The sequence below is a fragment of the Flavobacterium sp. FG68 genome (assembly GCF_057808895.1).
This window is the reverse complement of record NZ_JBMDIY010000008.1, coordinates 1-21,798: the sequence shown is the minus strand read 5'-3', so window position 1 is coordinate 21,798 and position 21,798 is coordinate 1. Positions and strand designations below refer to the sequence as shown.

Annotated in this window: 17 protein-coding genes, 1 pseudogene and 1 riboswitch; of the genes and pseudogenes, 11 read left to right on the top strand and 7 right to left on the bottom strand. The window is 34.5% G+C overall.

What is annotated here, in order from left to right:
• Positions 1-18 precede the first annotated feature (18 nt).
• The 5 genes from ACODSB_RS06965 to ACODSB_RS06945 form a co-directional block, all read right to left on the bottom strand.
• Positions 19-810 (bottom strand): SDR family NAD(P)-dependent oxidoreductase, encoded by a 792-nt coding sequence (locus tag ACODSB_RS06965; protein WP_488936499.1) that lies wholly within the window; start codon positions 808-810, stop codon positions 19-21.
• 48 nt (positions 811-858) lie between these two features.
• Positions 859-1,440: a TetR/AcrR family transcriptional regulator gene (locus tag ACODSB_RS06960; RefSeq protein WP_488936498.1), complete on the bottom strand. Its 582-nt coding sequence runs from the start codon at positions 1,438-1,440 to the stop codon at positions 859-861.
• 80 nt (positions 1,441-1,520) lie between these two features.
• Positions 1,521-2,435 (bottom strand): helix-turn-helix domain-containing protein, encoded by a 915-nt coding sequence (locus ACODSB_RS06955; RefSeq protein ID WP_488936497.1) that lies wholly within the window; start codon positions 2,433-2,435, stop codon positions 1,521-1,523.
• A gap of 17 nt (positions 2,436-2,452) precedes the next feature.
• The gene (locus ACODSB_RS06950; RefSeq protein WP_488936496.1) at positions 2,453-3,286 is read right to left on the bottom strand and encodes an SDR family NAD(P)-dependent oxidoreductase; all 834 of its coding nucleotides are present in this window, start codon (positions 3,284-3,286) and stop codon (positions 2,453-2,455) included.
• 63 nt (positions 3,287-3,349) lie between these two features.
• Positions 3,350-4,846, bottom strand: a complete 1,497-nt coding sequence (locus tag ACODSB_RS06945) for an aminotransferase-like domain-containing protein (protein ID WP_488936495.1) — start codon at positions 4,844-4,846, stop codon at positions 3,350-3,352.
• A gap of 67 nt (positions 4,847-4,913) precedes the next feature.
• Here ACODSB_RS06945 and ACODSB_RS06940 point away from each other — a divergent pair, with 67 nt between their 5' ends.
• The 11 genes and pseudogenes from ACODSB_RS06940 (at position 4,914) to ACODSB_RS06890 (ending at position 19,378) form a co-directional block, all read left to right on the top strand.
• A complete protein-coding gene (locus ACODSB_RS06940) occupies positions 4,914-6,779 on the top strand; it encodes a TonB-dependent receptor plug domain-containing protein (RefSeq protein ID WP_488936494.1) in 1,866 nt (621 codons plus the stop codon).
• A gap of 197 nt (positions 6,780-6,976) precedes the next feature.
• Positions 6,977-7,354 (top strand): hypothetical protein, encoded by a 378-nt coding sequence (locus tag ACODSB_RS06935; protein ID WP_488936493.1) that lies wholly within the window; start codon positions 6,977-6,979, stop codon positions 7,352-7,354.
• Between the two features lie 122 nt (positions 7,355-7,476).
• Positions 7,477-7,923 (top strand): annotated as a pseudogene (locus ACODSB_RS06930) (transposase); the annotation flags it as partial.
• 123 nt (positions 7,924-8,046) lie between these two features.
• The gene (locus tag ACODSB_RS06925) at positions 8,047-8,565 is read left to right on the top strand and encodes a DUF2490 domain-containing protein (protein WP_488936492.1); all 519 of its coding nucleotides are present in this window, start codon (positions 8,047-8,049) and stop codon (positions 8,563-8,565) included.
• A gap of 29 nt (positions 8,566-8,594) precedes the next feature.
• Positions 8,595-8,837, top strand: a complete 243-nt coding sequence (locus ACODSB_RS06920; protein WP_488936491.1) for a hypothetical protein — start codon at positions 8,595-8,597, stop codon at positions 8,835-8,837.
• A gap of 86 nt (positions 8,838-8,923) precedes the next feature.
• A riboswitch (cobalamin riboswitch) is annotated at positions 8,924-9,125 on the top strand.
• 105 nt (positions 9,126-9,230) lie between these two features.
• A complete protein-coding gene (locus ACODSB_RS06915) occupies positions 9,231-11,279 on the top strand; it encodes a TonB-dependent receptor (RefSeq protein WP_488936490.1) in 2,049 nt (682 codons plus the stop codon).
• Complete coding sequence (locus ACODSB_RS06910) at positions 11,276-12,421, top strand: YncE family protein (protein WP_488936489.1); 1,146 nt, start codon at positions 11,276-11,278, stop codon at positions 12,419-12,421. The genes ACODSB_RS06915 and ACODSB_RS06910 overlap by 4 nt, the downstream gene beginning before the upstream one ends.
• A 52-nt stretch (positions 12,422-12,473) precedes the next feature.
• Positions 12,474-13,691 (top strand): cell surface protein, encoded by a 1,218-nt coding sequence (locus ACODSB_RS06905; RefSeq protein WP_488936488.1) that lies wholly within the window; start codon positions 12,474-12,476, stop codon positions 13,689-13,691.
• 24 nt (positions 13,692-13,715) lie between these two features.
• Entirely contained in the window at positions 13,716-16,001 is a 2,286-nt protein-coding gene (locus ACODSB_RS06900) for a T9SS type A sorting domain-containing protein (RefSeq protein WP_488936487.1), read from the top strand.
• A 221-nt stretch (positions 16,002-16,222) separates the two neighbouring features.
• A complete protein-coding gene (locus ACODSB_RS06895) occupies positions 16,223-18,913 on the top strand; it encodes a PAS domain-containing sensor histidine kinase (RefSeq protein ID WP_488936486.1) in 2,691 nt (896 codons plus the stop codon).
• 3 nt (positions 18,914-18,916) lie between these two features.
• The gene (locus ACODSB_RS06890; protein ID WP_053474238.1) at positions 18,917-19,378 is read left to right on the top strand and encodes a response regulator; all 462 of its coding nucleotides are present in this window, start codon (positions 18,917-18,919) and stop codon (positions 19,376-19,378) included.
• Positions 19,379-19,386: 8 nt separating this feature from the next.
• Here ACODSB_RS06890 and ACODSB_RS06885 read toward each other — a convergent pair whose 3' ends face one another.
• On the bottom strand, positions 19,387-20,298 hold the full coding sequence (locus ACODSB_RS06885) for a helix-turn-helix domain-containing protein (protein ID WP_180858190.1): 912 nt from the start codon (positions 20,296-20,298) through the stop codon (positions 19,387-19,389).
• A gap of 92 nt (positions 20,299-20,390) precedes the next feature.
• Entirely contained in the window at positions 20,391-21,206 is an 816-nt protein-coding gene (locus ACODSB_RS06880) for an SDR family oxidoreductase (protein ID WP_488936485.1), read from the bottom strand.
• Positions 21,207-21,798 lie beyond the last annotated feature (592 nt).

The following is a 21,798-nucleotide window of genomic DNA, read 5'->3' as shown; positions in this document are numbered from 1 at the left end:
GGCTTTAGAATATTTTGGTTAAACGGTTTTTAAAACGCCGCCATCAGCGCGTAAACAAGAACCATTTGTTGCAATCGAAAGCGGACTTGAAAGATAAGTCGTAAGACAAGCAATTTCGTCTGGATTAATAAAACGCTGCAATAAAGAATCCGGATTTATCTGTTGAATAATAGCATTTTTCATTTGTTCGACTTCTATATTTTGCAAAGAAGCAATATGTTCAATCGTAGCCGCAACGCCGTCAGAATATGTTGGACCTCCTAAAATGGTATTTACCGTAACTTCTGTTCCTTTTGTTAATTTAGACAAACCATTGCTTACAGCCATCATAGATGCTTTTGTCATTCCGTAATGAATCATGTTTCCGGGAATATTCACTCCAGATTCACTGCTGATAAAAATAATCCGTCCCGATTTTTTCTCCAGCATCTTCGGTAAAAGTTTTTGTGAAAGAAGAATACCGCTCATCACATTAATATCAAAAATTTTGTACCAATCTTCCTCTTGAATATCTTCAAAAGCCTTTAATTCAAAAATGCCGACATTATTAATTAAGATATCAATATTGTCTAATTTGCTTAATAAATTTGAAACTTCTTCTTTATTGCTAAAATCAGCTTTTATTCCAGAAACAATTGCATCAGGAAATTCAGCTTTTAATTTTTGTACAGCAAGATTTGTTTTTTCTTCATTTCGTCCGTTAATGATAACTTCTGCTTTTTCATTTAATAACTGCTTTGCAATTGCAAAACCAATTCCCTGAGTTGAACCGCTTATAAAAGCCTTTTTTCCTTCTAATTTTAAATTCATTTTTATTGTTTTATTTTGTAACGATTGATACATAAATAGTCAAAAAAATTAGCTGAGAACAGCTAATTGCATTTCGATTTGATTTTTCAAGACATTTCTGTCAGGATACATTCGGCGCAGCGTATTCAATCCGCACCAAAAAGTGATCAAATATTTCCCTAATATTTCGGGAGCCGTTTTTGTTTGTAAAGTTCCATTTGCCTGTTCAAGCTTTATTGCCTGCGTAAACATTTCTTCCACTTCTTTTAAAATCTGCACGGCATTGGCTTCCAGTTTTTCATCAATAAAAGTCATTTCAACAACCGTATTAGCAATAATACAGCCTTTAAGATGCTCATTTTCATCCGCGGAAGCGATACTTCTAAAAAAATCCTTAATCAATTCTAAAGGAGAATCACTTTTGTTTAATTCACTTTTAAAAGCATCAAAAGCTAATCGGCGTTCTTCAATGGCTTTTTGAAAAACCTCTTTTTTACCGCCTTTAAACGTATTATAAAAACTTCCGGCTCCGGCTCCGGTTGCTTTTTGCAAATCGCTCAGTGAAGTGGCACTGTATCCTTTTTGCCAAAAAACTTCCTGAGCTTTCTTTATAATATTAGCGTCTTCGTAAATTGTCGGTCTTCCTCGCATCGCAGATTTATTTTGTAATGATCGGTACAAAATTATATAAAAAATAAGTTGGATTCAAAATTTTGAATGATTTTTTAAAATCAGTTAAGAGATTTTTTGAATTGAAGCGGCGTTAAATTGGTTTTCTTTTTAAAGAGTTTGCTAAACGACTGCGAATATTCGAAACCTAATGAAAAGGCGATTTCGTTTACACTTAAACTCGTTGTTGAAAGCAGTTGTTTTGACTTTTCAATAATATGATTCTGAATGTATTGCTGCGTATTTAAACCCGTAATATTTCGAAGTAAATCACTTAAATAACTGGCAGAAATATTTAATTCCTGCGATAAATACTGCACTGTAGGAAGTCCTTTTTCAATAGGATTTTCTTTCTCAAAATAATCAAATAATAATTCCTCTAATCTGCTTAATAGATCGTGTGCAGCAGTTTTTCGGGTAATAAACTGCCTGCCGTAAAATCGGTTAATATAATTAAGAATCAAGTCAAGATGCGCCACAATCAAATCCTGGCTGTAATGATCAATATTGTTCTTCAGTTCGTCCTGCATTTGCTTTAAAAGCCCTGAAATAATTACATCTTCCTTATCAGAAAGATGTAATGCCTCTGCAATGGAGTAGGAAAAAAATCCGTAATTATTAATCATTTTTCCTAAAGGATAATTTCGGATTAAATCAGTTTTAAAAACCAGCATAAAACCCGTAACAGGATTATCATTGGTCTGTGTAACCGAAAATATCTGATCTGGCTTTGTGAGCGTTATCATTCCTTCATCAAAATCATAATCACGCTGACCGTATTTAAATTTTCCGTTAACGCCTTTTTTCAAAGTAATACAGTAAAAATCATTCGAAAAATGTTCCCAGATATCGCTGTGTTTGTAACTCAGTAAAGCAAAATCAATCACGCTGACCAAAGGATGATCCGGTTTAGGAAGCGCAAATAACTGATGCAGTTCTGAAATACTTTTGATTTTATGTGGAACCGATTTTTTCATCTAAACAAATTTACAAATTAATCGAAATTAGTCGCAAACGAAAGATGTTTCCATGATTCCATTTCTTCGGCTTCGGTTTTTCGATGCTCGATAATTGAATTATAACTGTCATTTCCTAAAGGAAGATGCACGGGCGGATTTTGTAATTCGGTAACATCAATTAATATTCTAGCCAGTTTTTTTGGGTCGCCGGGCTGGTTTCCGTCAAAACTTTTCAGCATATTTACGTGCTTTTCTACATTGTAAACTGGAATTTTATTTTTGGCCTGCGCCAAAGTGCTGTCGCTCATAAAACTCGTTCTAAACATTCCCGGCGCAATTGCAGTAACTTTGATATTGAATTGTTTTGCTTCTTGTGCCAAAGCTTCAGAAAGTCCCATAATAGCAAATTTAGCAGCATTATAACTTCCCGTATTCGCATAACCAATATAGCCCATATTAGAAGCAATATTCAAAATATGCCCCGATTTTTGCTGACGCAGAAATGGCATCACATTTCGAATCACATTTACAGTTCCAAATAAATTGACATCGATTGTTTTGCGGAATTCTTCGTCGTTTATTTCTTCCATACTTCCCACTAAATAATAACCCGCATTGTTCAGGACAACATCAATTTTTCCGAAAGTATCAATTGTAGTTTGAATCGCGTTTTTTACTGCTGCATCATTTGTAATATCAACATGAAGCGGAAGGAAGTTTTCATTTTGATTCCCAATTTGATCGATTAACTCTTTTAAATTTCGGGATGTTGCGGCTACTTTATCACCATTTTTTAAGACTGTATTTACGGCTTCAAGTCCCATTCCTTTTGATGCTCCGGTTATAAACCATACTTTTTGACTGCTCATAATTTTTTATATTTAATTATAAAGCAAAATTCAAAAAACTATAAGTTTAAAAAGTGTTCAAATTCAGGACTTTTGTGTTTCAATCGCTTCAATCGACTGGCACAAAATAGAAACAGCCTGTTCCATTTCTTCTTTTTCTAAATGCCCGAAACCTAATCTTGTCGCAGTTACATCTTTTGTTTGGTATAAAATAGTTTTGGGCAGAAACAAATCATTTTTGGCACATTCTTTTTGCAGCGTAATCAAATTGAATTTATCAAGCCATTCAATCCAAACCGCCAAACCACGCGCAGGAACTTTAAATTTAATTTTGCCTTTCAGTTTTTCATTCAATAAGGAAACGAAATAATCCCGGCGTTCTTTGTAGATCTTTTTATTTTTCTTGGAAAGTCGATGTACTTCTCCTTCGTTAATCCATTCGGTTAAAACCTGTTCTTTTAAAACGTCAATTCCGGGTTCCAGAATGTTTTGGTGTTTTTCTAATTCAGAAATAAATTCCGGCGGAGCGGCGACAAAACCATAACTAAATCCAGACGGAAGCGATCTTCCAAACGAACCAATATAAACCACTTTTTGATTCGAATCAAAAGCCGCTAAAGGCAAAATAGGATTATTATCATAATGAAAATCAAAATCGTAATCATCTTCCAGGATCACAAAACCGTATTGATTAGCGAGTTCCAGTAATTCCTTTCTTCTTTTGGCACTTAAAGAAATAGTCGTTGGATAATTATAATTGGAAGTCAGGTATAAAACCCTGATTTTGGTTTCTTCACAAATCTCCTTCAAACGATTCGTATCAATTCCGTCCTGATCAACTGGAATCGTAATAATCTGCGCTCTGGTATTCGTCAAAGTCATGTTCGAAATATAATATCCGGGAGAAGCCACAACCACTTTATCGCCGGGAGAAATCAAAACTTTTGTAACGAGGTACAAACTAATTTCGTGACTGCTCGTTGTGAGTAAGTTTGAAGTCGCAATTCGCAATCCGCGAGTAAGATTTAAATAATTTGAGAAATGTGTTTTAAAATTTAAATGCGACCTAATTTGAATCTGTTCGTATGTTTTGGATGTTTTCTGTCTTTTTAACTTTGAAACATAAAGTCTAGCCAAAATATCATTTTGAACCAGTCTTAAATCCGGCATTCCGTCATTAAATTGATACGGAAGATTACTGGTTTCGGTTGGGTTTTCAAGAATGGTCGAACGTTTGAATTCAAAACCAATATTGATTTCCTGCGTTTTATTTTCCTTTGGAACTATAAATTCGGTGTTACTTTTTTCTTTGTGCTGAGAAAGGATAAAAGTTCCTTTATTAGGGAGTGTTTCAATCCAGCCCTGAGATTCTAAATCCTGAAAAGCCTTTATTAAAGTGTTTCTGTTTACGGCTAAAAGTTTACATAAAATGCGTGTTCCCGGAAGTTTTGTTCCTTCTGGAAGAAATCCCGTTTGTATCGCTTTTATAAATTCAAAAACGATCTGCAGGTAAATTGCGGTGCTTTCTTCTGGCTTAAGCTGAATAAAGCTTTTAAAAGGAATTTGAACCGGACCACTCATAATTACAAAACTGGTATACTTTATTAGTACGGCAAGGTACTACTTTTGCAAAAAAATTAAAACCAGAATGAAAAAAATCTATTTTGCTGTTACAGCATTAATATGTACCAACTTTTATGCCCAGACAAAAAAGGATTCGATTATAGAAATTGATGAGGTAATTATTCATGAAAACCGATTAAGCACGCCAATTTCAAAACAAAACAGAAACGTTTATGTTATTAGCAACGAAACGATTAAGAAATTACCGGGAAGAACGCTTCAGGAAGTTTTGCAATATGCAAACGGGGTTGATATAAGACAAAGAGGACCTTTTGGAGGACAGGCCGATATAAGTGTAGACGGAGGAAGTTTTGAGCAGACTGTTGTTTTGTTAAATGGTGCGAAAATAATTGACTCTCAAACGGCTCACAATATGCTTAATCTGCCGCTTCCGGTTGAAGCAATTGAAAGAATCGAAATTTTACGTGGTCCTGCTGCGAGAATCTTCGGAATCAATAGCTTAACGGGAGCAATTAATATTATTACTAAAAAGCCAACAAAATCAGGAGTTTTACTAAGTACTTATGCAGGTTCTAATTTTGAGAAAGATTCTGATGATACTGGAGATACATTTTTTGGAACCGGAGTTCAAGTTGGCGCTGTTTTAGGAAAAGAAAAGCAACAGCATTCGATTTTTGCATCGCACGATAAAAGCAACGGATATCGCTATAATACAGGATTTGAAAACAATAAAATCTTGTATCAGGGAAATGTTCAGGTGAATGATTCTAACGAAATTTTAGGTTCGTTTGGTTATGTAAAAAACGGATTTGGAGCTAACGGATTTTACGCTGCACCGGGCGATAAAAATTCTACAGAAATAGTGCAGACAACTTTTGCTAATATTCAGTCGAAACATTCTATTACGGAAAACTGGAAAATTATGCCAAGATTTACCTACAGATACAATTATGATGATTACAGATATTTAGGAAATAATAATTTAAACGCAGGAAGAAGTCAGCATTATACCAATTCTATTGCGGCAGAATTAAATTCTTCTATCAAAACGGAAAAAGGTGAAATTGGTTTTGGTGCCGAATTCAGAAATGAAGATATTCATTCGTCAAACATTGGCGATCACGATCGTGAAAATGTTGGGATTTATGCAGAATACAAAACGTATTTGTTTGAAAAACTGAACGTGAATTTAGGAACTTATCTTAATTATAATTCAGATTATAAATGGCAGATTTATCCAGGGCTTGATGCAAGTTACGAGTTGACAAACGAGTTTAAGGTTATTGCTAATGTGGGGACTAGTCAAAGGATTCCTTCGTTTACAGACTTGTACTTGAATCAGCGTCCGGGAAATATTGGAAATCCAGATTTGGAATCAGAAAATGCTTTTCAAAGTGAATTCGGCTTTAAATTCAACAGAAAATCTTTAAACTTAAACGTGAATTATTTTTACAGAGAAATAAGCAATTATATTGACTGGACCAGAATGGTGACAACGGTGCCGTGGCAAAGTCAAAACTACGGTGATTTAATTACTAACGGAATCAATATGCGTGGATCATACAGTTTTAATTTTTCTGATGATTCAAAAATGAATTTCACTTTAGGCTATTCTTACTTAGATTCTAAATTTAAAGATACCCGCGACGAACCGTATTCTAAATATTTGATTTCGTCTTTAAAACATCAGGTAACCAATACGATAGATTTTCAGCATAAAGATTTCTCCGTTTTACTGGCAACTCGTTTTAACGAAAGAGTTACCGGAGCTTCTTACTGGATTAATGACGCCAGAATTAGTCAGTCTATTAAAAAGTTTACCATTTTTATTGATGCACAAAACATTTTCAATACTACTTATTATGAAATTGGAGCGTTTCCTTTGCCGGCAAGATGGTTCAGTTTAGGTGCAAAATTTGTTACTTTTTAAATACAAAGGTTAGTTATAAAAAGGGGAAAGGTATTCGATATCTTTCCCTTTTTTTTGATCATTTTTCTTTTAGAAAAAAGTAAGAAAAAAAATAAAAAAAGGTATGTATTGCGGATAATTAAATAAAATCAGATCTATAAATTTGTGTCAAGTACCACAAGAAATAACATTTTAGAATCCTATTAAACCCAAAACATATGTCTGATTTTTTAAAACAATTTGGAGAAGATCTTAAAAAGAACGTACCTGGTTTTATCGCAGTTTCTGTAGCAGAAATCAAAAGCGGAATGTCCTATTATTCACAATCAGCTTTTAGCGATTTTGACCCTGAATTAGCATCTGCCTATAATCTTGAAGTCGTTAAAGCAGAAATGAACGCCATAAGAGCTTTAAAATTACAAGGTCAGGTTGTTGATAACGTTATGATTACGCTTACTTCTCAAATTCATATTATTGATGTTTCTGATAACGGAGAGTATTTTATTTATTTAGCAGTAGACTCGACCAAAGCAAGTTTGGGTATGACAAAATCTATATTGAATAAGTATAAAAAAGAAATAGCCCACAAACTGTAATTGTATTTTTTATAATTTTAAAAGAGGATTTTCTAATTTGAATTTCCTCTTTTTTATGGAAAATCGTTTTTTGTAAGCAAAGATTTATTTTATATTTAGTTTCTGAAAAGAGATTTTTTTTAATGGAATTACGGCAATATTTCGAAAAATACAATGACGAAGAAACCTGCATTGAGGAATTTAAAAACAAACGACTGGAAAACGGTTTGGTTTGTAAAAAGTGCGGGCATAATTCCCATTCTTTCAGAACAGTCGATTTAAAATTTCAATGTAAAAAATGCAAAAACAGAATCAGTCTTCGATCCGGAACCGTGATGGAAAACTCCAATTTACCCTTTAGATACTGGATGATTTGTATTGAATTAATGACACTTTCTAAAAAGAAATTCTCCATTTTACAATTGCAATATCTTTTAGGACACAAACGCTACGAACCTATTTGGCTGATGGTTCAGAAAATCCGTTTGGTGATGCATAAACGAGACGAAAAATATATGTTACGTGCTTATTCTGAGTTTGATTCTGAATTTCTAAGGGAAATTGAAAAACTTACTTTTTCAAAAAAGAAATAAAGTAAAACTTGGTTTCATATTATAATCTGCAACATTAAATCCTTTAAGCATAACGCACAGCCTTTTTATCTTTGTTATACTCCTGTTTAGGCTTTATTTTAAATAAGTAAACTAAGATTTATGAGTACGATTAAAAAAGGTTTTCTATTATTATTTTGTGCAGTTTTTATACAAATTGCTAAAGCGCAGGATGCTCCATATTCTATTGGTTTTATTCCGGCATCTATTGAAGAAGGGGATATTGCTTTCCCAATTTATGAAAAATGGCATTTGAGCGGACAGGCCGATTTTCAATTGGTGACACAAGGTGCATATACCAATGGAAATCCTTTTGCTTATACACAGCGTGTTGTAGTTAGGCCGTGGCTTATTTATTCAGGATTTAAAAATATAAAACTGTGGCTGGGTTATGCTCACAATCAAAAATATGCCGTAGAAGAAGCCGGAAATTATGAAACCTTAGAAAACAGGCTTATTGTAATGGGAACTTTTTCTCAGGATATGCCAAAAGGATCCATTTTTGAACAAGTGCGTTTTGAAACCAAATTTTTTGACGATAGAAACGGAGTTCATCAAACAATTCCGCGATTAAGAGAAATCATTTTCTGCGTCAAACTAAAGAAAAACCTATATTTTTAGCACCAAACATTGGATATTATACAGAATTAATGCTAAAGTTTGCCTCAAAAGATTATGCCGAAGAGCATTTTGATATTTTTAGATTATCAGTTTACTACACGGCAGGTATAACGCCCAATATCCATTTTCTGGCAGGCATCATTGGTCAGATGCAGCTGCGTGCCAACGGAAATCAGTTTGATGTGTATTACGGGCCAATGGTTTCTGTAAAATACAGTATCACACCTAAAGAAAGAGAAACTTTTGACAGCGTCGACGGCGGTGCTGATTAATTTAATTTAGTTCTCGAAAAGACTTCTTAATTTTTTAAATAAACTTATTTTACCAATTCCTGCATCATTTTTTTCAGGATAGTTCTATCTTTGCGCCAGATTTTGGTCTGTTTTTTCAAATTTAATGAAAAAACAGTTAAAAGGGAATCAGGTGTAAATCCTGAACAGACCCGCTACTGTAAGTTCTATATAAGTCTTTAAACACTACTATTGCCATTGTCCCGTGTGGATGAGAAGGCTGTTTAAGATGGAACAAGTCAGGAGACCTGCCACAATCATATAGTTTAAGACTTTCGTGGAATAAAGTTGACAACAAGAATTGACCTGTTATTTACATAACAGGATTATCTCTTTTTGCTATTACATCCCGAAGTTTATTTAATTAAATTGGTGATGTATTATAGAAAAAAAATACTCTTATTTACTTTTATACTTTTTGCTCCGTTTGTACTTCATTCGCAAGTAGAGACAGATAGTCTGCGGGTTTTAAAAGAAGTAATCTTAAAAGGAAAACCCTATCAGGAAGTTATTCCGGTGCAGACACTTTCGGGTAAATTACTTGAAAATTTAGCGAGCCATAATGTTGCCGATGCACTTCGGTATTTTGCCGGAAGCCAAATAAAAGATTACGGCGGACTTGGCGGTCTTAAAACCGTTGATGTTCGTAACATGGGAACACATCACGTAGGTGTTTTTTATGATGGAATACAATTAGGAAATGCACAAAACGGCGTTACCGATTTAGGGAAATATTCTCTTGACGACATGGAATCCCTAACGATGTATAACGGACAGAAAAGCGAAATATTCCAATCGGCAAAAGACTTTGCGGCGGCTTCTACAATTTATTTAAGAACAAAACGTCCGGTTTTTATTGGCTATAAAAAAACAAATCTCTTAGTACGTTTCAAGACAATGTCAATCAATTATTTTGATCCGTCTTTTAGATGGGAACAAAAATTAAGCGACAAAGTCAGCATGAGTTTTAGTTCTGAATACATAAAATCGAACGGAGAATATAAATTCAGATACAAAAGAAACAATCTCGACGGAACGGTTGCTTACGATACCACAGCCACGAGACATAATAGTGATATTGAAGCTTTACGAGTAGAATCTGGTCTTTATGGGAAAATAAATAAAGGTTCGTGGGATGCTAAAGTTTATTATTACGATTCAGACAGAGGAGCGCCGGGAGCGATTGTAGAAAACAAATTTTCAGACGGTTTCAGGCAATACGACAAGAATTTTTTCACTCAGGCATTTTTGGTAAAAGACTTTACCGAAAAATATAAATTTCAGGCAAGGGCAAAATTCGCTTACGATTATACACATTACGTTGCCAGAGATACCACAAACATATTAGGCGAAACCGTAACCGAAGGCTCGCAGTCAGACGATAGTTATTATCAGCAGGAATATTATATCTCCGCAGTCAATATGTATAGCATTTTATCAAATTGGGATGTTTCGCTTTCTACAGATTTTCAATACAACAAATTAAACGCTACAAGAAGAGGAATCCAGACTCAATTTTCATTTCCGCAGCGATATACTACATTAGTTTCTTTAGCAAGTACTTACAGAATTGGCGGTTTTAAAGCTTTAGGAAGCGTTATTGGAACCAATGTTCAGGAAGAAGTTCGCTACAATGCAAAAGCTCCCGATAAAACAGAATTTACTCCGGCATTATTTTTAGGCTATACACCATTTAAAAGTTACGATTTTAACCTGAGAGCGTTTGCAAAACGAATTTTCAGAATGCCTACTTTCAACGATTTGTATTATACCATGATTGGTTCAAGCACTTTGCAACCAGAATATATGAATCAATACGATATTGGATTCACGTATAATTTTCCTCAGAATAAAGGCTTTTTCGACAAATTCTCTTTTCAGTTAGACGGTTATTACACCAATACAAAAGATAAAATAATCGCCGCGCCAACCGGAAATCTTTTCCGCTGGATGATGACGAATATCGGACAGGTGAAAGGAAAAGGAATAGAATCTGTTTTGAATATGGGAACTCATTTTGGAAAAGTAAATCTTGCTGCAAATCTTACTTACACCTATTCTGAAAGTAAAGATTATACCAAATTCGGCGGTCTTGAATTATCCTCTTACGGAGACCAAATTCCGTATACACCGTGGCACAGCGGTTCAGGAATCTTAAATGCTGATTATGAAACCTGGAATTTCAACTACAGTTTTATTTATGTTGGGAAACGCTATAACGGAAATGTCAATAACATAAAAATTAATGAAGTTCAACCGTGGTATACTCATGATTTAGCCGTTCAAAAATCATTTGCATTTCAGAATTACAAATTAAAGGGCGCAGTAGAACTCAACAATGTTCTCAACCAAAATTATGAAGTGATATACAATTATCCAATGCCGGGCCGCACAGTGAAATTTATAATAAGTATTGAGCTATGAAAAAGATAACCGCAAAAATAATTCTCAGTTTATGGATCATTCTGGCTTTTGCTTCCTGCAGAGAAGATGAAACCATTTTTCCATCAACAGATAAAAGTGTTGCTGCGCCAAGAAGTGACGGCAATATCGAAGGTTTTTATCTTTTGAACGAAGGAAATATGGGAATGAACCGCGCCAGTATTGACGTTTTTAATTACAGAACCGGAAACTACACCACCGATATTTATTCGGAACGAAACCCAACAGTTGTAAAAGAATTAGGCGATGTTGGAAACGATATTAAAATTTATGGCAATAAAGTTTATGCCGTAATCAATTGTTCCAACAAAGTTGAGGTCATAGAAAAATGGACAGCAAAACGCATCAAAAAAATAGATATTCCCAACTGCCGCTATGTGACTTTTTATAAAGACAAAGCTTATGTAAGTTCTTATTCTGGTCCGGTAGCGATTGATCCAAATGCAGAAATTGGTTTTGTTGCCGAAATCGATACCATATCATTAGAAATAAAAAGAAAAGTAACCGTTGGCTATCAACCCGAACAAATGGTGGTTCATAACGGAAAATTGTATGTAGCGAATTCCGGAGGTTACAGAGTTCCGAATTACGATAGAACTGTTTCTGTAATTGATTTGGAAACTTTCAAAGAAATCAAAAAAATAGATGTCGGAATCAATTTGTACAGCATGCAGATTGACAGCCGAGGCGATATTTATGTGAGTTCCAGAGGGGATTATTACAACACGCCTTCGAATCTTTTTGTCATTGATACCAAAACCGATGAGAAAAAAATGCAGTTAGATATTCCGGTTTCAGATACTTGTCTGGTCGACGATTTACTTTATTTCTACAGCGTATCGTGGAGTTACTTAACCAACAGCAATAAAATTATTTACGGAATCCTCGATACGAAAACCAAACAAATAATCACGGATAGAATTATTACCGACGGAACTGAAAAGCAAATTATGATCCCGTACGGACTTCAGGTAAATCCCGAAACAAAAGAAATTTATATAACCGATGCCCAGAATTATGTCGTAACAGGTTACATCTATTGTTTTACGCCAGAAGGCAAATTGAAGTGGAAAACAACGGCTGGAAATATTCCGGCGCATATCACTTTTATCACTAAGAAGTGAGAAGCAAAAAGCAAAAAGTTAGAAGTAAAAAGTAAAAAAACTAATATTATAAATGAAAACAATTCCTTTTAAAATTTTAAAAACCACATTGCTGTCAATTCTCTTTTTGGGATTTATTGCTTGTGAAACCGATAAGGAAGAAGACAATGTTGAAATTCCCGCAGAAGTACTAAAAGAATCTTATTCAATTGACCGATTTAAAGTGCTGAATATTGCGCCAAATCTGCCAGCCAATTCAAAACTAACGTGGATTGCAAATGAAGATTCTCTGATTTCTCAGAATTTACAATTGGATTTTATTAGTCCGTATTTAAAAAATTACAAACTGACTTTAAAAGTAGAAGTTAACGGAGCGGTAAAAACATTCACGTCAACTATCAATGTTGTGCAAGAAACAAAAGCGTACAGTAAATACATCTCGAATGTATTTGATTTTCGTCCGGCAGCTGGTCAGTTTACGAATACAATTCCGGAATATGTAACGGGAAATACACAAAGTAATCTTATTAGTACAGCAAAAAAAGCTCTTGTTGGTTCAAGTACAACAATGATTTCATTAGGCGGTTTTGGCGGATATGTTGTTTTTGGATTTGATCATACAATCCCAAATATGGCCGGACGCGATTTTAAAGTTTTAGGAAATGCATTTTGGGGAAATCAGGCGAATGAAGCACGTTTTGGATCTTGCGAAGCGGGAATTATTTCTGTGGCTTACGACAAAAATAAAAACGGAAAACCCGATGAAGATGAATGGTACGAAATAGCAGGAAGTGAATATTTTAAAAACACAACTTTAAAGAATTACAGCATTACTTATTTTAAACCAGATCCAAATAAAACTCCAATGGTGGTTGAGGGGAATGAATCCTGGCAACTTGATTCTGAATATATTAAATGGCAGGATAATTTGGGGAATTCCGGCTATAAATCTAAAAACATATTTCACGAACAAAGTTATTATCCGCTTTGGATTTCTGAGGCTTCTTATACGCTGAAAGGAACAAAAATAGCAGACAATTTTTACGATCAAAGCGGGGCAGGAAATTACTGGGTAGGGAAATCTTTTGATTTTGGCTATGCCGATAATGCTCCCAATAACGACGAAGCCTCAAATATTGACATTGCCTGGGCCGTAGATAAAAACGGAAATTATGTAAAACTTCCCGGAATAGATTTTATCAAAATACATACAGCAATCAATCAGGAAGCGGGCTGGTTGGGAGAAGTTTCTACAGAAGTAGCAGGGGCTTACGACTTATATCTAAACTAACAAATTTTTTAAATCAACTATAATATGAAGAAAAATTACTTTTTAATAGTACTATTATTTATCGCATTCTTTACCAATGCACAGGTAACGGTGCAAGGTGTTCCGCGAAATGATATTCAGCAAAAATCATCGGTTAAAAAACTGACGAGTAAAAAAAAGGCTAGCGCGGCAGATTTTGATCAAATTAAATATTGGGTTGGAACAGGCGCAAATCAAGCAGCTTTTGTGGTACAATGGAACGACGGGAAAAATGCCGATGCCTTAGTTTGGGGTTTTAGATGGGATGGAAATGCAACGGGAGAAGATATGCTGAAAGCAATCGCAAAAGCAGATCGCCGTTTTTTCTCTCTTTTATATCAGGGAACTCAGTTTGGATCTGCAATTGGCGGACTTGGTTTTGATTTGAACGGAGCCAATACAAACGGACTTTATAAAGATAAAAATGTAACTTATCCTTATTATCCGGTAAACGGAATTGTAAATACGACAGAATACGATTTTGATTTATATACGCCTATTGATGCTGCAGATCACTGGCAGTCTGGCTGGACAAGTAACGGATATTGGTCGTATTGGGTAAAAAATCCAACGGATACTGAATTTGGTTATTCTGGTTTAGGAGCAAGCAGCCGTGTTTTAGAAAACGGTTCGTGGGATGTTTGGAATTATAATCCGGGATTTAATTCGTTTGATATTGCGTCAACTTTTACTGCGGTAACGCCATACGTTGCGACAACAGATTTTACTGCGGGTTATTTTTTAGTAAACGAAGAATGGTTTGGTCATACGAATGGATCTGTAAATTTTGTGAATGCTGACGGAAACGTTAGTTATCGTGTTTACAGTGCGACAAACAGTAGTCAGGCGTTTGGAGCAACAACGCAGTATGGAACAATTTACGGAGATAAGTTTTACTTTATTTCAAAACAAGCTTCAGATGGAGGAGACAGTCAATATACTCCGGGCGGAAGATTAGTTGTTGCCAATGCAAAAACGATGAAAAAAATCGCCGGATTTAATGATATTGGCGGAGGCGATGGACGTTCGTTTGTTGGTGTTGATGAAAAGACAGGTTATATAGGTGCTTCAAACGGAGTTTTTCTTTTTGATATTGCCAATCTAAAAGTGGGAAGCCTAGTAACAGGAACAGGTGGCGGAAGTCAGTATTCCGGACAAATAGGAAACATGATTCGTACTTCTCATTATGTATTTGCTGTAAAACAAAATGCAGGAATTTTGGTTATTGATCCAGCGACAAATAGTGTAAAAACTACTATTACCGGAGCATTTCATTCTGTAGTTCAGGCCAAAGACGGAAGTGTTTGGGGAATCCAAAATCAGAAATTAATCAATATTAATGAAACGACTTTTACCGTAACTGAATATGCTATTCCAACGACAAAATATCTAGGATCTTGGGGAGCATGGAACGCAGGAAGTTTTACCTACAGCAATCAGCAGAATGCTTTGTATTGGATAAATTCTATTAATAGTTTTAATTCAGGAACACAAATTGTAAAGTTTGATGTTGCCACAAAAACGTTCAATGAGAATTTTGCAGTAATTCCGGGACAAACAGGAACTTTTAAACAAATTCCTTATGGCGCAGCATTGCGTATTGATCCGATTTCTGATAAATTAATTCTGAACACAACAGAAAGCGGATTTGGAGCGCATTACCAAAAAAACTGGATTCATACTTTTGATAACAAAGGAGTTTTAACAAACACTAAAATTTTAGATGATTATTACTGGTTTCCAGCCATGACTGTTTTTCCGGATAATGCTTCGCCAGTAATTAGTGCGGCTTTGCCTTCAGAAGTTTCAGTAAAAAATGCAACCGTAATTGATTTAAAAAATATTGTTTCGGATGCCGATAATTTATCTCTTGCCATTGCAAAATCGGTAAAATCAAATAGTGATGCACAAATTGTTACAGCGGTAATAAATGAAAAAGACGAGTTGGTTTTAACACCAAAAAAGACTGGAAATGCGACAGTTGTAATCAGTTTTAATTCGAATGGTAAATTTGTTGAAAAATCAATTACTGTTAAAGCATCAATTAATTTAGGAACAGAGGAATTTACAAAAGTAAAACTGGCAGTTTATCCTAATCCGGTTGCAGAAATCCTGAATATTCAAACAGAAGATGAAGTATTAGGTGTGAATGTTTATGACATTTCAGGAAAAGCAATCAATGCTGAGGTTAATAATAAACAAATTAACGTAAGTTCTTTAATAAAAGGATTATACATTATAAATATTGTAACTGATAAAGCTAGTTATGTACAAAAGTTTATTAAAAATTAATCTTTGAATAAAACAAAAACGAACCCCTTTATGAATTCAATAAAGGGGTTTTTTAATTAAAATCATTTTGATGCTTATAATGCAGATTAAAAAAATACAGCATTTAGTGTGAAATTATAAAGCGGAATGAATCATAAATAATTACTTTATTTATGCCATAAAATTAATTATATTAGCATTAGCATAGCAATAAAAAATATTCATTACACTAAAATGCTGCGATGGAATTAACAGAAAATAATGATTTTTTTGAAACTGTTTTTAATTCTGCTGCAAACGGAATCGCAGTTATAAAGTCTTTGTATAACGATAAAGGCGAAATAGAAGACTTTTCTATACTACTTTTTAATACTTATACCAAAAAATGGATTGGCGATATCGAATACAAAAACAAACGTTTCAGCGTTGTTTTTCCCACGATAAAAAAAAATGGTATTCTGGAAAGATTTATTGAAGCGGCTCAAACCGGAGTAACAGCTAATTTTGAAAGCTGGTATGATGGAGAGGGAATACAGCTTTGGTTTCGGTTTACGGCTGTAAAACAAGATGAATTACTCATTGTAACTACAGAAGATATAACCGAAAGAAAAAAAACAGAAATTACACTCAACAATGCCTTAACAGCTGCAGAAAAACAAAAAAGACTTTACGACTCCATCACAAGTACAACTCCGGATTTGGTCTATGTATTTGATTTATCATACAAGTTTACATATGCCAATAAAGCCTTGCTTACCATGTGGGGAAAATCAGCAGAAGATGCCATTGGAAAAGGTTTAAGAGAAAATGGATATGAAGAATGGCATGCTGCAATGCATGAAAGAGAAATTGACGAAGTTGTTGCTTCTAAAAAATCTATTAGGGGAACAGTTTCTTTTCCGCATGCAGAACTGGGCAAAAGAGTTTACGATTATATTTTTGCCCCGGTTTTAAATGAAAAAGGAGAAGTAGAAGCTATTGCAGGTACGACGCGTGATATTACTGAAATAAAACTGGCAGAGGAACAGCAGTTTTTATCCCGAAAAAAAATAGAAGAAAGCGAAGCCCGATTAAAATCTATGATCGATCAAACGCCGTCTCCAACTTTGGTGTTAATGGGTGACAATTTGGTAATCGAGCAGATTAACAAACATATGCTCACCCTGATTGGTCGCGACGAGGAAATAATAGGCATGCCGCTGATTGAAGTTTTGCCCGAATTAAAAGGGCAGTACGTTTGGACTCAGGTTCAAAATGTTTATAATAGAGGAATTTCTTTTGACCAGAGTGAAGTCCTGGTTCAGCATAACCGTACAGGTATAATGGTCGATTATTACTATAATCTGGCCTATCGCCCTTTAGTGGAAGATGGAAAAATAACCGGTATGACTCAGGTAGCGGTTGATGTTACACAGCAGGTAGTGGCCCGAAAAAAGATGGAGGAAAGTGAAACCCGTTTCCGCGCTTTGGTTAATGCTTCATCTGATATGGTGTACAGCATGAATGCAGACTGGACAATAATGCGAACCATGGAAGGAAGCAGATTTTTATCTGATGTTGAAGAACCAACTATAAATTGGTTTGATAAATACATTCATCCAGATGATAAGCAAAAAGTGCTGAGCCATATTAAGGAATCGATAGCAAACAAAAGTGTTTTTGAATTAGAATACAGAGTTTTAAACGCAGATGGATCATTAGGATGGACTTTTTCAAGGGCAATCCCAATATTAGACCATGAAAATAATATAATTGAATGGTTTGGTGCAGCAAGTGATATTACTTCGCAAAAAGAGGTAGAGCAGATTATTAAGGAAAGCGAAGAAAAATTCAGACTTCTTGCAGATTTGGTACCGCAAATTATCTGGACCGGACAACCGGATGGTTTTGTCGATTATTATAATAAACGCTGGTATGAATATACCGGTTTTGAAGAAAATGAATTTGGAGATACAAGCTGGACTCCTTTCCTGCATCCGGATGATGTTGATCTGGTATTGGGATATTGGTATCAAAGCGTTCAAAAAGGTACTGCATATCAAATTGAACTGCGATTAAAAAATGGAGATACAGGAGAATTCAGATGGTTTTTAAGTAAAGCAGTACCTATAAAAGATGGATCGGGAGCTATTGTCAAATGGTTTGGTACCTGCACCGATATTCATGAAAAAAAAACGATTACTGAAAAACTGGAAGTTCTGGTTGAAAACAGAACGAAAGAATTAAAACGTTCCAACGAAGATTTACAACAGTTTGCACATGTGGCTTCTCATGATTTAAAAGAACCGGTAAGAAAAATTAAAACATTTACAAGCAGGCTGGAAGATCATCTTGATGGAAAGTTAGACGAATCTGCAAGCAGGTTTATAGAGAGAATTCACGTTGCGACAGATCGTATGTACAATATGATTGATGGCGTTTTGGCATATTCTAAAATCAATGCCGATTTGCAGAAACCAACTTTGGTTGATCTCAATAAGGTTATAAAAAATATTGAAATTGATTTAGAAATCATTTTGCAAAAAACAGGCGGGAAAATTCATTATCACGATCTCCCAACAATTGAAGGAGCTTTGGTACTTCTTTATCAGCTTTTTTATAATCTTATTAATAATTCTATTAAGTTTGCCAAAAATGAAACGCCGCCTGAAATTAAATTATCATCAAAAATAGTTACTCAGGAGGATAAAAGTTTTGCTGTAATTACAGTGGAAGATAACGGAATTGGCTTTGAATCTGCACAGGCAGAGCGGATATTTGAAACTTTTACGCGTCTCAATTCTAAAGATAGTTACGAAGGAACCGGCTTAGGATTATCACTTTGTAAAAAAATAGCAGAACGGCATGGAGGAAATATTGTTGCAGAAGGTAATACAAAAGGTGCCGCTTTTATTATAACACTCCCTTTAAAACAAAATGAAAATGATATTTAGATTATGGAAAAGAAAATAATTTTATTGGCTGATGATGATATCGATGATACAGAAATGTTTTGTGAGGCATTAGAAGATGTAAATGAAAATGTTGTATGTCATTGTGCCGTTAATGGTGTAGAAATATTTGAAATATTAAAGACAATTGATGAAAAACCGGAACTTATTTTTCTGGATCTCAATATGCCGATTATGAATGGCTGGAACTGTTTGGAATTATTAAAAAAAGATCCGGCGTATCAGGATATACCCGTAATTATGATTTCGACATCGTCGCATAAAAAGGATATGGAAGCAGCTGCAAGTTTAGGGTCGATTTGCTATTTTGTCAAGCCAAATAATTTTAATGATTTAAAAGAAATATTAAGGGTGATTACCTCTAATTTAGGATCCGGCTTAAAGGATGCAATTGTTAATTCACTCAGCAAAGGTTCCAAACATATTTTTACCTGCAGCGATAATTGATTACGAATTTAATTCAGACTTCTAAATTCTATTGGTGTTTTTCCTGTTTTTTGCTTGAACAGTTTATTGAAATACTGCGGATATTCAAACCCTAATGAATAAGCGATTTCGCTGACCGATTTATCACTGTTTAATAAAACGTTTTTGGCTTCTTCAATTAAATAAAAATGAATATGGTCCTGAGTATTTTTGCCCGTTTCTTTTTTTAGCAGATCACTTAAATAACTTGGTGAAAGATGTACTTGTTCTGCCAGAAATTTTACAGTTGGTAATCCTTTTTCGGTATTGCTTTTTGCATTAAAATATCCGGTCAGTATTTTTTCGATTTCAGTAACTACAGAATTATTCGAACTTTTTCGGGTAATAAACTGTCTTCCGTAAAAACGGGAACAATAATTCAACAGCAGTTCAATTGTCGAAACGATAATATCCTGACTGTGTATATCGATATTTTCTTTTAATTCTCCTTCAATTTTAAGCACACAATCGTATAAAATTTGTTTTTCTTTCTCTGACATATGAAGTGCTTCAGACATGTCGTATGAAAAAAAACTATAATCCTTTAATTTATTATTTAAAGAAGTTGCCCTGATGAGGTCTGGATGAAAAAATAATCCCCAGCCCATCATAGCTGGTGAAACCTCAATATCCTCGTCCATTTCGAGAACTTGATTTGGAGCCACACAAATCAAACTTCCATCTTGAAAATCAATGATTTTTCGTCCGTATTTGATATTATTTCTATTGTAGTTTTTGAATATCAATCCGTAGAAATCTGGAGAAATTTTAGTGTCTTCCGTAATCTGCTCTTTTACCTGACTAAAATCTACCACGGCAATAAGAGGGTGCAGAATAGGAGTTTCCAGATGAAAAAAACGGAACAAATCTGAAATCGTTTGTAAATGTATAAATGCGCTCATAACAGGATCATTAATGTAAAGATACCAATTTTTAAAAGACCTATTAGAATCACCACGTTCTGATGATTCTAATAGGTTTATCAGTTTAAAATTTAAAGTCCGAATTGTGCTTTCATTCCGCCAATAAATGTTTCATCATCAAATTGCTTACGGTTTTCAATAATGACTTTTGCATCTTCTCCGGCGTGATATCTTAGTTTATCCGTTCCATCGGTAGCCGCTTCGTAAATTACTTCGGCCACTAAACTTGCAGGCGAAGCAGTATCAAATAAAGCCGGCAGTGCTTCTATTACTTTTCCAACCATGCTTTGATATTCGGTAAAATTTTCGTCGTTGCTAAAGTCAAACGAGCGTCCGGCAAAATCAGTTGCAATAGCACCCGGTTCAATAATTTTGACTTTTCCTCCAAATTGTTCCACTTCAAAACTTAAGGATTCAGAAATGCCTTCAACAGCAAATTTAGTTCCGTGATATAAAGCACCAAGTGGAAAAGTCATTTTACCTCCAATTGAAGAAATATTGATGATAATTCCATTTTTATTTTCACGAAAGTGAGGTAATAATGCTTTTGTAACATCAAGAAGCCCAATAACATTCGTATCAAACTGACGTACAATTTTTTCTCTTAAAAAAGATTCTAAAGTTCCATAAGCGCCATATCCGGCATTATTTAATAATACATCAATTTTACCAAATTTAGAGATCCCGGCTTTTACCGCATTCTCGATAGATTGTAAGTTCAATACATCAAGGTTAGTAACAAAAACATTCTGTAATGCTTTTAATTCTGTTTCATTTTCAGGATTACGCATTGTCGCGATAACATTCCATCCTTTTGATTGAAATAATTTTGCAGTTTCTTTTCCAATTCCGCTGCTTGCTCCTGTAATTAAAATTGTTTTGTCCATTTTTTTAGCTATTAAATTAATAGTGTAAAGGTCTAAACAGGAGCATGTTTACGAATAATACTAATTCGGGCAATTTGTATTCTTTTTACGGATTTTGGAAATACTGTTCATTCCATAGGAATGTTTCGTAGGTAGATAAAAAATAAAAAGTCAGCCGCATTTACGTTCCTACGGAACGTAAACGATGATAACAATATATTTTTTCTACCAATAAAATGTTCCTACGGAACAAAGAGATATAACTTGTTGTTTTTTGATATCCCGTTATCATTCCATAGGAATGTTTCGTTGGTAGATAAAATAAAGGTCAGCCACATTTACGTTCCGTAGGAACGTTTGATATGCCCGATTATTAAAAAACGATGTCAAAATCAAACGTTCCTACGGGACGTAACGATTATAACAATATAATTTTTCTACCGACGATATGTTCCTACGGAACAAAGAGATATGACTTATTATTTTTTGATATCCCGTTATCATTCCATAGGAATGTTTCGTTGGTAGCAAAAATAAAAGTCAGCCACATTTACGTTGCGTAGGAACGTTTGATATGCCCGATTATTAAAAAACGATGTCAAAATCAAACGTT